This window comes from Paenarthrobacter sp. TA1.8, assembly GCF_048595705.1.
In the GTDB taxonomy this organism is placed as follows: domain Bacteria; phylum Actinomycetota; class Actinomycetes; order Actinomycetales; family Micrococcaceae; genus Arthrobacter; species Arthrobacter nitroguajacolicus.
The window spans coordinates 4,722,846-4,737,770 of the sequence record NZ_CP184287.1 but is presented as its reverse complement, the minus strand read 5'-3'; the positions used below and the strand labels follow the sequence as shown (position 1 = coordinate 4,737,770).

General features: G+C 63.1%; 16 protein-coding genes. 13 read left to right on the top strand and 3 right to left on the bottom strand.

Going from position 1 to position 14,925, the window contains the following annotated elements:
* Positions 1–61 precede the first annotated feature (61 nt).
* The 4 genes from ACNAOT_RS22100 (at position 62) to ACNAOT_RS22085 (ending at position 3,556) form a co-directional block, all read left to right on the top strand.
* Positions 62–1,276, top strand: a complete 1,215-nt coding sequence (locus tag ACNAOT_RS22100; protein WP_420179422.1) for a thiolase family protein — start codon at positions 62–64, stop codon at positions 1,274–1,276.
* A gap of 14 nt (positions 1,277–1,290) precedes the next feature.
* Positions 1,291–1,977 (top strand): 3-oxoacid CoA-transferase subunit A, encoded by a 687-nt coding sequence (locus tag ACNAOT_RS22095; RefSeq protein WP_420179421.1) that lies wholly within the window; start codon positions 1,291–1,293, stop codon positions 1,975–1,977.
* Between the two features lie 2 nt (positions 1,978–1,979).
* Positions 1,980–2,648 carry a 3-oxoacid CoA-transferase subunit B gene (locus ACNAOT_RS22090; protein ID WP_091463978.1) on the top strand — a complete coding sequence of 223 codons (669 nt, stop codon included), beginning with the start codon at positions 1,980–1,982 and terminating at the stop codon, positions 2,646–2,648.
* Between the two features lie 104 nt (positions 2,649–2,752).
* Positions 2,753–3,556 (top strand): IclR family transcriptional regulator domain-containing protein, encoded by an 804-nt coding sequence (locus tag ACNAOT_RS22085; protein WP_091463976.1) that lies wholly within the window; start codon positions 2,753–2,755, stop codon positions 3,554–3,556.
* A gap of 81 nt (positions 3,557–3,637) precedes the next feature.
* On the opposite strand, the gene ACNAOT_RS22080 is transcribed toward ACNAOT_RS22085, so the two are convergent.
* Complete coding sequence (locus ACNAOT_RS22080) at positions 3,638–3,982, bottom strand: iron chaperone (protein ID WP_091463973.1); 345 nt, start codon at positions 3,980–3,982, stop codon at positions 3,638–3,640.
* Positions 3,983–4,022: 40 nt separating this feature from the next.
* A complete protein-coding gene (locus ACNAOT_RS22075) occupies positions 4,023–4,421 on the bottom strand; it encodes a RidA family protein (protein WP_091463971.1) in 399 nt (132 codons plus the stop codon).
* A gap of 136 nt (positions 4,422–4,557) precedes the next feature.
* On the opposite strand from ACNAOT_RS22075, the gene ACNAOT_RS22070 reads away from it, so the two are divergent.
* From ACNAOT_RS22070 to ACNAOT_RS22040, 7 genes are read left to right on the top strand one after another with little or no spacing between them, the layout of a single operon-like run.
* On the top strand, positions 4,558–5,421 hold the full coding sequence (locus ACNAOT_RS22070) for a fumarylacetoacetate hydrolase family protein (protein ID WP_420179420.1): 864 nt from the start codon (positions 4,558–4,560) through the stop codon (positions 5,419–5,421).
* Between the two features lie 32 nt (positions 5,422–5,453).
* Positions 5,454–5,936, top strand: a complete 483-nt coding sequence (locus tag ACNAOT_RS22065; protein WP_179017946.1) for a cupin domain-containing protein — start codon at positions 5,454–5,456, stop codon at positions 5,934–5,936.
* Positions 5,937–5,939: 3 nt separating this feature from the next.
* A complete protein-coding gene (locus tag ACNAOT_RS22060) occupies positions 5,940–6,812 on the top strand; it encodes an acyl-CoA thioesterase (RefSeq protein WP_420179419.1) in 873 nt (290 codons plus the stop codon).
* 56 nt (positions 6,813–6,868) lie between these two features.
* A complete protein-coding gene (locus ACNAOT_RS22055) occupies positions 6,869–8,560 on the top strand; it encodes an AMP-binding protein (RefSeq protein WP_420179418.1) in 1,692 nt (563 codons plus the stop codon).
* Positions 8,561–8,575: 15 nt separating this feature from the next.
* Entirely contained in the window at positions 8,576–10,966 is a 2,391-nt protein-coding gene (locus ACNAOT_RS22050) for a bifunctional salicylyl-CoA 5-hydroxylase/oxidoreductase (RefSeq protein WP_420179417.1), read from the top strand.
* A 2-nt stretch (positions 10,967–10,968) separates the two neighbouring features.
* Positions 10,969–12,327, top strand: coding sequence for an MFS transporter (locus ACNAOT_RS22045; RefSeq protein ID WP_420179416.1), 1,359 nt, complete (start codon positions 10,969–10,971; stop codon positions 12,325–12,327).
* Between the two features lie 8 nt (positions 12,328–12,335).
* Complete coding sequence (locus tag ACNAOT_RS22040) at positions 12,336–12,743, top strand: acyl-CoA thioesterase (RefSeq protein ID WP_054808492.1); 408 nt, start codon at positions 12,336–12,338, stop codon at positions 12,741–12,743.
* 76 nt (positions 12,744–12,819) lie between these two features.
* On the opposite strand, the gene ACNAOT_RS22035 is transcribed toward ACNAOT_RS22040, so the two are convergent.
* The gene (locus tag ACNAOT_RS22035) at positions 12,820–13,353 is read right to left on the bottom strand and encodes a hypothetical protein (RefSeq protein ID WP_420179415.1); all 534 of its coding nucleotides are present in this window, start codon (positions 13,351–13,353) and stop codon (positions 12,820–12,822) included.
* Between the two features lie 136 nt (positions 13,354–13,489).
* Between ACNAOT_RS22035 and ACNAOT_RS22030 the strand changes: the two genes are divergently transcribed.
* Together ACNAOT_RS22030 and ACNAOT_RS22025 are read left to right on the top strand one after the other, a co-directional pair.
* A complete protein-coding gene (locus ACNAOT_RS22030) occupies positions 13,490–13,870 on the top strand; it encodes a hypothetical protein (protein ID WP_420179414.1) in 381 nt (126 codons plus the stop codon).
* 155 nt (positions 13,871–14,025) lie between these two features.
* Positions 14,026–14,910, top strand: coding sequence for a PaaX family transcriptional regulator C-terminal domain-containing protein (locus tag ACNAOT_RS22025; RefSeq protein WP_091463948.1), 885 nt, complete (start codon positions 14,026–14,028; stop codon positions 14,908–14,910).
* Positions 14,911–14,925: the final 15 nt, after the last annotated feature.

The window sequence follows — 14,925 nt, the reverse complement described above, 5'->3', positions numbered from 1 at the left end:
GTTTAGACCCCCCAAAACGCGCACTATTGCGACTTAGTTGGGCAGATAGAAAGAGAAACCCATGAACCAGGCTTTCGTGTACGACGCCGTGCGCACGCCCTTTGGCAAGTTCGGCTCCGGTCTTGCTGCTGTCCGTCCTGATGACCTTGCTGCCCATGTGGTCCGCGAGTCCGTCAAGCGTGCTCCCGGCCTGGATGTTGAGCGGATCGACGAGGTGGTGTTCGGCAACGCAAACGGCGCCGGCGAGGAAAACCGCAATGTCGCCCGCATGGCTACCCTGCTGGCCGGCCTTCCGGTCTCGATTCCGGGCACCTCGGTGAACCGGCTGTGCGGTTCGTCGTTGGATGCGGCGATCATTGCCTCCCGCCAGATCAACGCCGGCGACGCCGACCTCATGCTGGTGGGCGGCGCTGAGTCAATGTCCCGTGCTCCGTGGGTGTTGCCGAAGACGTCCAAGCCGTACCCGGCCGGTGACATGACCTTGGCGTCCACCACGTTGGGTTGGCGTTTGGTGAACCCGGCCATGAACAAGGACTGGACCATCTCCCTGGGTGAAGCCACCGAACGCCTCCGCGAGAAGTACGGCATCACCCGGGAACGGCAGGATGCTTTTGCGGCTGATTCGCACAATCTGGCCGACGCTGCGTGGAACGAAGGCTTCTACGATTCGTTGGTCTCGCAGGTTCCCGGCACTGACCTGGTCCGTGATGAGGGCATCCGTGCCGGATCATCGGCGGAGAAGCTGGCTGGGCTGAAGACCGTTTTCCGGCCTGAGTCTGACGGGCTCGACGGCGGTACGGTCACCGCCGGGAATGCCTCACCTCTGTCTGACGGTGCTTCGGCCGCATGGATCGGTTCCGAGGCCGCTGCCGGGATTCTTGGCATGGAGCCCCTCGCCCGCATCGCCGGCCGCGGTGCGCATGGCAACGATCCCCAGTTCTTCGGCTTCGCCCCGGTGGAGGCCGCGAACAAGGCCCTCGCGAAGGCGGGCATCGGCTGGGACCAGGTGGGCGCCGTCGAACTTAACGAAGCGTTCGCCGCGCAATCGCTGGCGTGCGTTGACGCGTGGGGGATCGACCCCGCAATCGTGAACCGTCACGGCGGCGCGATCGCGATGGGTCACCCGCTCGGTGCCTCCGGTACCCGCATCCTGGGCACGCTGGCCCGTTCCTTGCAGGCTTCCGGCCAGCGCTGGGGTGTCGCGGCGATCTGCATCGGCGTGGGCCAGGGCCTGGCCGTGGTGCTCGAAAACGTTACTGCCGGCGCATCGGCATAGGAGGGGTAAGGATCATGCTGAATTTCATTGACACGGTTGGCGAGGCTGTCGCCGGCATCAAGGACGGTTCCACGGTAATGATCGGCGGTTTCGGCAACGCCGGGCAACCGTTCGAACTGATCGACGCGCTGATGGATTGCGGCGCGAAAGACCTGACCGTGGTCAACAACAACGCCGGCCAGGGCGATCACGGCCTGGCGTTGCTGATCAAGGAAGGCCGGGTCCGAAAGATGATCTGCTCCTTCCCGCGGCAGTCCGATTCCTGGCACTTCGATGCCAAGTTCCACGCCGGCGAGATCGAACTGGAGCTTGTCCCGCAAGGCAACCTTGCCGAGCGTATCCGTGCTGCCGGCGCGGGTATTGGTGGATTCTTTACTCCGACCGGATACGGCACCACGTTGGCTGAAGGCAAGGAAACCCGCATTATCGATGGACGGGGCCAGGTGTTCGAGACGCCGATCCACGCCGACGTCGCCCTGATCAAGGCACTCAAAGCCGACGGCAAGGGCAACCTCGTCTACCGCAAGACCGCCCGGAACTTCGGACCCATCATGGCGGCCGCTGCCAAGCACACCATCGTGCAGGTTTCGGAAATCGTGCCCACCGGTTCCCTGGACCCGGAGAACGTGGTGACACCCGGTATTTACGTCAACAGCGTGGTCCGCGTCGATTCAGCCGGAACAAAAGAGAAGGTGGCCTGATCATGAGCACCCAAACCAGCATCCAGACGTCGGAAAAGCCGCTGGGCCGCGACGAACTTGCCCAGTTGGTGGCCCGCGACATCGTCCCCGGCTCGTTCGTGAACCTGGGCATCGGCCAGCCGACACTCGTGTCTAACTACCTCACCGAGGAACAGAACATCACGCTCCACACGGAGAACGGGATGCTCGGCATGGGCCCGGCAGCCCTTGGGGATGACGTCGATGGCGACTTGATCAATGCCGGCAAGATCCCCGTCACCGAACTGCCCGGAGCCTCGTACTTCCACCATGCCGACTCGTTCGCGATCATGCGCGGCGGGCACCTGGACATCTGCGTGCTCGGCGCGTTCCAGGTTTCCGCCACAGGTGACCTCGCCAACTGGCACACCGGCGCCCCGGACGCCATCCCCGCCGTCGGTGGGGCCATGGACCTGGCCACCGGCGCCAAGGACGTCTTCGTGATGATGACGCTGCTGACCCGGGAAGGCGTGTCCAAGCTCGTGGAACAGTGCACCTACCCGCTCACCGGCGTCGGCTGCGTCACCCGCGTGTACACGGACAAAGCAGTGTTCCTCACAGGTCCCGACGGCGTCACCGTTCGCGAGACCTTCGGCTGCACCTTCGAAGAAATCCAGGAGCTCGTTCCGCTACCCCTGAAAAAGGCAGAGTAGGCCCCGCAAGTTACGCGCTCCCCGTTGTGAGGCCCGCTCTGCGGGGTATTTCGGGAACTTAGCCTGCAGAGTAGGCCCCGCAACGCACCCTAGGATTGGTAACCATGACCGATTCCCCAGTAACCCCGCAGGCCAGCGACCAGTATGTTCAGTCGTTGGCACGGGGTCTGGCCGTGATCCGGGCGTTCGACGCGAATAACCCGGTGATGACCCTCAGCGAAGTCGCAGCCCGCACGGACCTGACGCGCGCCACCGCCCGGAGGTTCCTGCATACCCTGGTTGAGCTCGGCTACGTCCGCACCGACGGCAAGACCTTCGCGCTCACGGCCAAAGTGCTGCAGCTTGGTTACTCGTACTTGTCGGCGTTGTCCCTGCCGCAGTTAGCCCAGCCGCACTTGGAACAGTTGAGCCTGAAGCTGGGGGAGTCGACGTCCGCCGCGGTCCTGGACGGTCCGGACATCTTCTACGTGGCCCGCGTCGCCACGCGCCGGATCATGAATGTGGGGATTACCGTGGGCACCCGCTTCCCGGCTTATGCCACATCCATGGGTCGCGTCCTGCTGGCCGGTTTGCCGCAGGCCAAGTTCGAGGCCTACCTCTCGACGGCGGAACTTACGCCGATCACGCCGCGAACCGTCGCCAGCGTTCCCGACTTGAGGGCCGCCGTCGAGCATGTCCGTTCGCAAGGGTGGTGCCTTTTGGACCAGGAGCTGGAGATCGGGCTGATGTCCATTGCAGCGCCGGTGTGGAACCACAACAATGGCGACAACGTGGCCGCGATCAACGTGTCCCTGCAAGCTCAGGCAGTCGCGTCCCAGCCGAACCCGGTGAAGTACCTCGACGCCGTGCGCCAGGAAGTGGTCGCGACGGCCAACGCCATCTCGCAGGATGTTTCCGCCAAGCACTAACCCACCCCAGTAGGTCGCAGATCATGCCGTTATGAGGGCTCAAAACGGCCTGAACTGCGACTCAGTTGGGTCCGGACGGGGCTACTTCCGGATCGCTGCCAACCGCGTCTCCAGGATCCGCCGCACCATGGAGTCCGGCACGGGATTATCCGCAGAAAACCGCAGCGTTCCCGGCGACCACGAATAACCCCCAAGCTCCTCCGACATCTCCGGGAGGATCTGCCCGCTGAACGGGTAGAGGGCCAGGTGCTTTGTGGTTTCCTGCACGCTCAGGAAGCCCTTGCCATCAACCAGCAGCGCGGGCATTCCGTAGCTGATGCCTTCTTCGGCGTCGGGGGCCAACTCGCGGGCGATCCCCACAATGCGCGCCAGAATCGAGCGGTTGGCCTCGCTGACGCCCTCAAGATATTCGGTGACGGTTCCCATAGGGACATGCTTCACCACGGGCACCGCAAGGGCCAGAGGTTTAGCGTTCCGGAATCACCGCGATGCCCTGGATTTCGATGAGGGCCTCTTTCTGCCAGAGGCGCGTGACGCCGATGCCGGCCATTGCGGGGTACTGCGAGCCCGCCATTTCCCGCCAGATTCGTCCGATTTCGCGGCCGTTCGCCATGTAGTCGTCCACGTCGGTGAGGTAGATGGTCACGTTGACCAGGTCTTCGGGCTCTCCGCCGGCCTCCCGCAGGGTGGTGATCACGTTGGAGAACGCCTGCGTGAACTGCTCCACGATCCCGCCGGGAACGATGTTCATGTTCTTGTCCAGGGCAGTCTGCCCGCCCAGGAAGACAGTGTTTCCGGCAAGGATGCCGTGCGCGAAGCCCGATGGCTTGGGCAGCGATTCCGGGTTGATGGTCTGGTGGCTCATGCTGTTCCTCCTCGTTGTGGCAGCTGCAAAAACTTTTGGAAAGCCTCTGTGCAGATCATTTCCGCCGTGCTACGTTGAGCATATGTGACGATCGTAAAAAAGTCGACACATCACAAAATCTCGAAGGGAACCCGCAATGAAACTAGCCACCTTGCGCACGGCCGGCGGAAGTACGACGGCGGCACTCGCCACGGGTGCCGGCTCTTACCTCGCGTTGCCCGCCACTGACGTCGGGGCCCTCCTGGCGCAGCCGGAGTGGCGGTTGGTCGTCGAGAAGGCAGCAGGGGCGGCCGCGTCCAAGGAGCAGAAAGTCATCGCGGCAGGCGAAGCCGAACTCGCACCGCTCCTTCCCCGCGCCGGCAAAGTCATCTGCTGCGGTCTGAACTACGGTGACCACATCCAGGAAATGGGACGCGAGCTTCCCGAGTACCCCACCCTCTTTGCCAAGTACGCGGACACCCTGGTCGGAGCAAACGACGCCGTGGAAGTCCACGGCAGCGGCCGCGTCGACTGGGAAGCCGAGCTCGCCGTCGTCGTGGGTTCTGAACTGTTCCGCGCGGACGAAGACCAAGCCCGCGAAGCAATCGCCGGTTACACGGTGGCCAACGACGTTTCCATGCGCGACTGGCAAAACCGGACCCTGCAATGGTTCCAAGGCAAAGCCTGGGACGGCACAACCCCTGTAGGCCCGGTCATGGTCACGGCAGATGAAGCCGGCGAACATTTCGACGTCCGCGGTTACGTCAACGGCGAGCTTGTGCAGCAGGGGAACACCAGCACATTGGTGTTCGGCCCGGCACAGCTCCTGTCCTACATTTCGCAATTCACCACCCTGCGCCCGGGCGACCTCGTCCTCACCGGAACGCCCGGGGGAGTGGGGATGGGAATGACCCCGCCGCGCTTCCTCAAGGACGGCGACATCCTCACCACCGAAATCGATGGGATCGGCCGGCTGGAAAACCAGTTCCGGATCAACGCAGCAGTCCCGGCAAACGCCTGAAAGCCTCACACCTCAATAAAAGGAGAGACCCAATGAGCCAGACCACCACCGAATACCGCCTCGAAGGCGACAACTCCATCTACGCTCAGGCAGACGGCAAGGTTGTCCCCGTCGTCACCCGCGCCGGTGCCGAAGACACCAACACGGCGCAGTCCGGCGATTGCATCCGCGTCTCCGGCGTGAGTATCCAGCACACCCCGGCAACCAAAATCTGGTTCGGCCAGGTGTCCAACACTCCGGGCTACCGCTCACTTCCGCACCACCACGGCGAGGCAGAGACCGGTGGCTACGTGCTCCGCGGCCACGGCCGGATCTACTTCGGCGAGAACTACTCAGAGTTCATCGACATGAAGGCCGGCGACTGGGTATTCGTTCCGCCGTTCATGCCCCACGTAGAAGCCAACATGTCCATCACGGAGGAGCTCGTCTGGCTCACCGCGCGCACGCCGGAGAACCTCGTGGTCAACCTCGAAGACGTCGCCGACGAAACTCTCGCCGACTACCGCCGGGCCTAAGCCATGATCACTGGAACCCTGACGTCCGAGACCTTCCTCAAGGCCGTTGAACTCACGCCCGCAACGGCCGAGGTTTTCGACGAAGCCTATGAAGCAACCACCCAGTACGTGCCGTGGCCAAAAGCCTATGGTGGAGACATGGTGGCACAGGCTGCGGCCGCAATGATGCGGTGCGTTGATGCTGACAGGACTTTGCACTCGATGCACAGCTACTTCATGCGTCCCGTGGATATCGGTTCCAGTGTCCGCTACGAAGTGGAGCGTCTCCGGGACGGCCGCGGGTACTCCACCCGCACCGTCAGGGGCTTCCAGAACGGCAAGCCCGTCTATGCGGCCATGGGCTCGTTCCAGGTTCCCGAGAACGGGCCGGACTTCCAGCCCGAGGCTCCTGCCGCCGTCGAGCCTGAATCGCTGCGGACCGCTGCCGAAGCGTTGGACGGAACGGATGGTCCGGCCGCGGACTACTGGTCCACGGGCCGCAGCTTCGATATGCGTCATATTCCAGGACCGGTATATATAGAACTGGAAGGCGGCTCAGTGCCGCAGCAGGCGATATGGGTCAAGGCCTTTGATGCCCTGCCTGACGACGCCGACCTGCACCGCACAGCGTTGGCTTACGTCTGCGATTACACAATTTTGGAGCCGCTGCTCCGGGTGAACGGACTCAATTGGTCCAGCCCGGGACTCGCCACCGCCAGCTTGGACCACTCGATGTGGTTCCACCGCGACGGTCGCGCTGACGACTGGGTGCTCTACGCCCAGGAGGCTATCTCCGGTCAAAGCAACAGGGGCCTCGCCATGGGCCGCTTCTTTGATCGGCAAGGAAGACTGCTGGCCACGGTCGCCCAAGAGGGCATGATCCGGGCCGGCTCCTAAACAGTTTGCCCCCAACCCCACTCCGCTTCAACGACGCACCACTGAAAGGAACGGCCATGAGCATGATGCCATCGGCCCACGTGGACACGTTCACCCGCGACCACCTGCCGCCCGCCGATACCTGGCCTGCGCTTGAATTCACCCTTCCCGCACTCCACTACCCGGAACGGCTCAATGCTGCTGCGGTACTGATCGACGACGGCGTCGAACAGTACGGCGCGGACAGCCCGGCCCTGCGGACCCCGGACGGCGTTGTCTGGACCTACGGCCAGCTTCAGCAGCGTTCCAACCAGGTGGCCCAGGTCCTCACTGAAGACCTCGGTGTTGTGCCGGGCAACCGCGTGTTGCTGCGCGGGCCCAACAACCCCTGGATCGTCGCTGCCTGGCTCGGCGTGCTGAAGGCCGGCGCCGTGGTTGTCACCACCATGCCCATGCTGCGCTCCAACGAAGTCTCCACCCTCATCGGCCTCACCAAGCCGGTGGTGGCCATCTCTGATCACCGCTTCGTGGACGAGCTCAGGGTCGCGGCGGGGGACCAGGTTAAGGTCCTGACGTACGGGTCCGGTAACGGGTCCGACGACGACGACCTCACCTCCCGCTGTGGGCAAAAGAGCGGCGTGTTCACGGCTGTGGACACTTCAGCGGACGACGTTGCGCTGCTGGGTCCGACGTCGGGCACCACCGGTGTGCCGAAGGTGACCATGCACTTCCACCGGGACATCCTGGCCAACGCGGACACCTTCGCCCGCTTCATCCTTGAGCCAACCGCCGATGACGTCTTCGCCGGTTCCCCGCCTCTGGCTTTCACCTTCGGGCTGGGCGGCCTGGTGGTCTTCCCGCTCCGTTTCGGCGCATCTTCGCTCTTGACTGAAAAGGCCGGGCCCGTGGAACTGGCAGAGCACGCCGCCGCGGCTGGTGCCACGATCCTCTTCACTGCACCCACTGCCTACCGCGCCATCCTGAAGGAGAAGCGGGGGGACCTCCTCCGCAGCCTCCGCGTTGCCGTCTCTGCCGGAGAGCACTTGTCCAAGGAGACCTGGGAAGCTGTCCGCGAGGCTACCGGCCTGCGCCTGGTCAACGGAATCGGCGCTACTGAGCTGCTGCACGTCTTCATCTCCGCTGCCGGCGATGACATCCGCCCAGGAACCACCGGCCGCGCTGTTCCAGGGTTCCGGGCCACCATCCTGGACGACGACGGCAACGAACTCGGCCCGGGCAGCATCGGTCGCCTGGCCGTGATCGGCCCTACCGGGTGCCGCTACCTCGACGATGCCAGGCAGGCAAACTACGTGGTCCGGGGTTGGAACGTCACCGGCGACACATTCGCCATGGACGCCGACGGGTACTTCACGTACCAGGCGCGCTCGGACAACATGATCGTCTCCTCCGGTTACAACATCGGCGCACCCGAGGTTGAAACGGCCATCGACCAGCACCCCGATGTGGTGGAAAACGCCGTCATCGGAGTTCCGGACGAAGAGCGAGGCAGCATAGTCTGCGCTTTCATCGTGCTGCGCGAAGGTGTCACCGGCGACGCCGCAAAGCGCAAGGAAATCCAGGACTTCGTGAAGCAGGCCATCGCCCCGTACAAGTACCCCCGGGACGTCCGCTTCGTCAACGAACTGCCACGCAATCCCAGCGGCAAACTCCAGCACTTCAAGCTCCGCGACAGCCTTCTCGCCGAGGGCGTTAAAGCGAACGCGAACCAGACCGAACAACTTACCCCCGCCGGCCAGAGCCAGGCCTGAGAAGGAGCAACACCCATGAAAATCGCAATTGTTGGAGGCGGCCCCGGTGGCCTGTACTTCGCAGCACTGATGAAGCAGCTGGACCCGTCGCACGACATCACTCTCTGGGAACGCAACGCTGCCAGCGACACCTTTGGCTTCGGCGTCGTATTTTCCGATGAGACGCTCGGTGGCATCGGCAACGCCGATCCCGTGGTGGCTGAATACATGAGCCGCCGCTTCGCCCGCTGGTCCGACATCGACATCCATTTCCGCGGCGAGATGATGACAGTCGGCGGCCAGGGCTTCGCTGCCATGAGCCGCAAGGAATTGCTGGAGCTGCTGCAACGTCGCTGCATCGAACTGAACGTTGACGTGCGGTTCAGCACCTTGGCCCCCGCCGTAGAGGAACTTGAAGCCAACTACGATCTGGTTCTTGCCGCGGACGGCATCAATTCGCAGATCCGTGCCAAGTACGCTGACTCGTTCAAGCCGAACCTGGACCCGCGGACCAACAAGTTCATGTGGCTGGGTACGGATCAGGTGTTCGAGGCCTTCAAATTCTTCGTGAAGGAAACCGAGTGGGGTGTCATGCAAATCCACGGGTACCCCTACTCGGATGAGGGTTCCACGTTCATCGTGGAAATGCACCAGGACGTGTGGCACGCGGCAGGTTTCGATGAGACGGCCAACGAGGTCTTCCCTCCCGGCATCTCGGATGAGAAGGCCATCGCCAAGATCCGCGAGATCTTCGCCGAGGAACTCAACGGCTACGAGGTCCTCACCAACAACTCCAAGTGGATCAACTTCACCACCGTCCGCAACGAAAACTGGCGCCACAACAACGTGGTGCTGTTGGGCGACGCCGCCCACACGGCCCACTTCTCCATCGGTTCCGGCACCAAGCTGGCCATGGAGGACTCGTTGGCACTGGCCGCTTGCCTGCACGAACACGCGGATGTGGAGTCCGCGCTCGCGGCGTATGAGGCTGAGCGCCGGCCCGTGGTCGCTTCCACCCAGCGCGCAGCCCAGGCTTCCCTTGAGTGGTTTGAGCGCATCGGCCAGTACAAGGACCAAGACCCCACGCAGTTCGCGTTCAACCTGTTGACCCGCAGCCGCCGCATCACACAGGAAAACCTGCGCCTCCGCGATCCTGAATTCGCAGACGCCGTGGACCGCGGCTTTGCTTCGTCGCAGGGATTGACAGAGGTCGCTCCGGCCATGTTTCAGCCGTTCCGCATCGGCGAGCTGGAGCTGAAGAACCGCATTGTGGTCTCGCCGATGGACATGTACTCAGCTACGGACGGCGTTCCGGGCGACTTCCATAAGGTTCACCTCGGCTCCAAAGCACTCGGTGGCGCCGGTTTGGTCATGACCGAAATGGTCTGTGTTTCCGAAGCAGGCCGCATCACCCCCGGTTGCAGCGGCCTGTACACGGACGATCAGCGTGACAGCTGGAAGGAAATCGTGGACTTCGTGCACAGCCGTTCCACCGCCAGGATCGGCGCGCAGCTGGGCCACTCGGGTCGCAAGGGCTCTACCAAGCTCATGTGGGAAGGCATCGATCAGCCGCTCGAGTCAGGCAACTGGACCGCCGTCGGCCCTTCTGCCCTTCCCTACGGCCCGGAGAACCAGACCCCCGTGGAGTTGGATCGGGCCGGCATGGATGCCATCAAGGCGGAGTTCGTCGCTTCCACGGTCCGTGCCGATGAGGCCGGTTTCGACCTCCTGGAAATCCACGCCGCCCACGGCTACCTGCTGTCGTCCTTCCTTTCGCCGGTATCCAACAAGCGGACCGACGAATACGGCGGCAGCCTGGAGAACCGGTTGCGGTTCCCGCTGGAAGTGTTCGACGCCGTTCGCGCGGCATGGCCCGCCCACAAGCCGGTGACGGTGCGCATCTCCGCAACGGACTGGATCGAGGGTGGCAACACCTCCGACGATTCGGTGTCCATCGCCAAGGCGTTCGTCGAGCACGGCGCTGCAGGCTTGGACGTTTCCACCGGCCAGGTGGCCAAGGAAGAGAAGCCCGCCTTCGGCCGCAGCTACCAGACCCCGTTCGCCGACCGCATCCGCCAGGAAGTTGCCGCACCGGCAGGCGTGGCGGTGATCGCCGTCGGTGCCATCTCCACTTACGACGACGTGAACTCCATCCTCCTCGCAGGCCGCGCGGACCTGATCGCCCTGGGCCGCACGCACCTTTACGACCCCCAGTGGACGCTGCACGCTGCAGCTGAACAGGAATACCAGGGCCCCGGCGCCCAGTGGATCCCGCAGTTCCGTGCCGGCCGCCGCAAGCCGCCGAGCTCGCGCACTGACGCCGTTCGCCCGCGCCTTTCCTTGCTAAAGGAAGCCGATATCCAAGAGTCCAACCCCCACCTGCGCTGGACTCCTGAGTCCGCCGCCGCATCGGTTCTGGTGAAGTAGCCATGGCGACCGCACCCCTCAACACATGGAATGTGCCCAAGAAGACCACCGGACTGGTGTTGTTCTGCTGCTGGCTCGCGATCCTCGCCGAAGGCTATGACGTGGGCGTCCTCGGGGCCATCCTTCCTGCCCTTGCTGAGTACAAGGAATGGAACCTTAGCCCGTTGGCGCTCGGTGGACTCGGCTCATATGCCTTGATCGGCATGCTTATCGGCGCCCTGTTCATCGGCACCCTCAGCGACCTCGTGGGACGCAAGAAGATGCTCCTGGCTTCCATGGCGATCTTCACGCTCACCCAGGCGGGCGCCGCGTGGGCACCGACGCCGGAGCTCTTCGGCCTGTTCAGGCTAATCGGTGGCCTGGGAATGGGCGGTGTCATCCCGGTGGCGGCGGCCCTGACCATTGAATACTCGGCACCGAACAAGCGTTCCTACAACTACGGCCTCATGTACTCCGGCTACTCGTTGGGCATTGTCGCCGCCGCTCTTGCCGCCCTGTTCGTCCTGCCCATGGGCGGTTGGCGTGCGGTTATCGCTATTGGTGCTGCGCCGGTAGTGCTGATTCCGATCATCTGGAAGTTCCTCCCGGAGTCCTTGGAATTCCTGGAATCAAAGGGCCGGAAGACCGAAGCCAAGGCATTGGCCACCAAGCTGAACATCTCCAACTACACGCCGGTTTTTGCCGTGGCTCCCAAAGCAGGTGTGCAGGCTGATCCTTGGTGGAAGACCATCACCACCATGTTCTCGCGGAAGTACCTGCGCTCCACGGTGTTCTTCTGGATCTCGCTCTTCTGCGGCCTGGTCCTCGTCTATGGGCTGAACACGTGGCTGCCGAGCATCATGAAGAAGGCCGGCTACGACCTCGGCTCATCCTTGACCTTCCTCCTGGTCTTCAGCCTTGCGTCCGCGATCGGCGGCCTGCTCCTGGGCCGCGCCGCAGACAAGTACGGGAAGAAGCTCATCCTGGTGGTGTTCTACATCCTGGGCGGGCTGGGCATCATGCTGCTCGTCTTCCCCAACACCATGGTGGTCAACCTGCTGTTCGTGGCCTTCGCGGGTGTCGGATCCATCTCTACGTCCCTGGTCCTGACCGGCTACATCGCCGACTACTATCCGGCAAAGGTTCGTGGCACGGCAACGGGCTGGGCTCTGAGCTTCGCCCGCCTTGGTGCCATCTCGGGGCCGTTGATTGGTGGCTGGATCGCAGGCTCGAAGCTTCCCTTCGAGGCAAACTTTGCGATCTTCGCCGGCATCGCAGTATTGGCAGCCGGTGCTGTGGCAATGATTCCCAAGCCACAACCTGAGGTGCCGGTTGCCGCCGTCGACGTTGATCCTGATGATGTCGCTGTCAGCGCCCGCTAGGAGCAATCATGGACAGGTTTCCGGAGGCGTGCGTTGAGCGAACGGTGGAGTGGGTAGACACCGATGCCTCCGGACACCAGCACAACTCGGCGATCCTGCGCTGGGTTGAGGCTGCGGAAGCTGAGCTTTTCCGCTCGCTGGAGTTGCCGGATTACTTCCCCAGCGCTCCGCGGGTACAGCAAGTTATCAATTACAAGGCGAAGCTGTGGTTCGGCCAGCGCATCACCGCCACGGTGAGGATTCATGCGCTCGGCCGGACCTCGCTGACCATGGCTTTCGATGTAACGTCCGACGCCGGTGAGGTCGCCGCGTACGGGACGGTCACCACGGTGCACGTCCCTAACGGCAGCACCGCTGCACAGCCTTGGCCGGAACATCTGGTCCGCGCCGTAAAGGGTGTGCCGGCAGCCGAATAGCTCCGCCGAGATGGCAGCTGACACCAATGTTGAAGCCTGGGATTGGTGTCTACTGCCATCTCGGCGAGGGGTTTGTCTAGCGCAGGCCCTTAAGGATGTTCTTGGGTCGCTGCATCTCACCGTGCTTGGCACCCAGGATGATCACCCAGGCAGCGAACGCAGGAATGGCCCACTGGAGTGCTTTCAGCTGGGTTTGGGCGGCCTTCAACTCGTGCGATGCGCCGGCCTTCGGTTCCGTGGCGCCCACGGCGCCTTCGTCGGAGAGCTCATCCACCTTCTTGCCCACTACACCTGCATACAGGGTGACGGCTGCACCGGCCAAAGTCACCACTGTTTTGTAAATGGTGTTGGCGGCGACGCTGTCCTGCTTGGCGATCCGGCCTTTGTTTTCCCAAGCGATGGCCAGATCGGCGGCAAGGTGTCCGGCGAAAGCTGCCGTCTGGACCGGGGCCCACTTACCCCAGCCTTTGCTTGAGAGGCGGGTTCGCTCGGTGGGGTCTTTGGCTTCCGCTGCGGCGCCGTTGAGTCCGATGGCCCCCATCAGCGAGCCGCCGAACCATGCTGCGGCGGTGAGGTCGTGAATGGACCGGGCTACGAGATTTCCTGCCATGATGTGGTTCCTATCGTTGATACGGAAAGGACTTTCTGAGGCCGTGTTAGCCTCGAAACAGCATGGTCCTATACTAAGCATGCTTACTAAGGTGCGGCCAGTCGGTGGAGCGATGCCTTGCGTTTACGCTTAGACCGTGGAGCAGCTCTGGGCGATTCTCGCGTGCATAATTCTTGGTTGTTTGGCCGTTTTCCAGGTTGCGTTGGCGGCTGGCGCGCCCCTAGGACGGTTCGCTTGGGGTGGGCAGCATGACGTCCTGCCGCCGAAGTTGCGGGTGGGCAGCGTGGTCTCCATAGTGCTGTACGCCTTGTTCGGCTACACGGCGTTGGCAAAAGCGGGTTTGGCGCCGGTACTGGTCAGTGAAATCTTCACCGACATTTTCATGTGGGTACTTACCGCCTACTTCATTTTGGGCGTTGCCATGAATGCGATCTCCCGCAGTAAGCCCGAGCGGTTCGTGATGACGCCGGTGGCGCTGGTTCTTGCAGTCCTCTTCTTGCTTCTTTCGCTTGGTTGATCCCGGACCCGGGAGCACGCGGCCCGCGACACTGCAGTTAACCCCGATGTTGCGCCCGAGCATGGGGGTTACCTGCCAACTCGGCGGGGACCAACACCGCACCTATGATGAACTGGACTGGCGCCGGACTGCGGCGCGGAAATGAGGGCCTTTAGATGTTCGCCGTCCCGGCACCTCCGGTGCGCCACCAGCAACTGCTCGTCACGATTTTCGGTCTTTACGGCCGCAACGCGGGCGATGCGTTGCCGGTCTCTGCGCTGATTTCCATGCTGGGCTCGCTCGGTTACGACGCTCCGGGTGTGAGGTCGTCCGTCTCCAGGCTTAAGGCCAAGGGCGTACTGAAGAGTGTCCGCGAGGGCGGAATCGCCAAGTACAAGATCTCCGAGTCCGTCAGCGACGTGTTCCGTGAAGGTGACCGGCGGATCTTCGCACCGGAGCAGCCTGCGCCGGTGGATACCTGGGTGCTGGCCGTCTTCTCAGTGCCCGAATCCATGCGCAACCGCAGGCACCAGCTGCGGTCCGCGCTGCTGGGACTTGGTTTTGGTTCCGTGGCCAACGGTGTGTGGATTGCCCCCGCACACAAGCTGGAGCAAGCCCGGGAACGCCTTACCGCGAGCGGGTTGATCGAGTTCGTTGACCTTTTCCGGAGCGACTACGTGTTCGACGGGCCCATGCGGCCCAAAATATCTGAGTGGTGGGACCTCAAGGAACTCGATCAGCAGTTCACCGAGTTCCTCGAGGTATACAAGGGTGCTGAGCAGCAATGGACCGAGCAGGTGGGCGATGATCCGGAAGCTGCCCTGGCTGCGTCCACCGAAGAGCTGCGGCGCGACGCATTCCGCTTTTACATTCCCATGCTCACCATGTGGCGTAAGTTCCCGTACCGGGACCCTAACCTCCCCACCGACTACCTTCCGCCCGAATGGCACGGACCAGCGGTGCGCAAGACCTTCCTGGCCGTACACCGCTTGGCGGCACCCCTTGCAGCAGCCCACGCACATGAGGTCATTGCTGAGGCCTTGAACCCGGCCGCCGCCTGAAATCCTGAGGTCTTG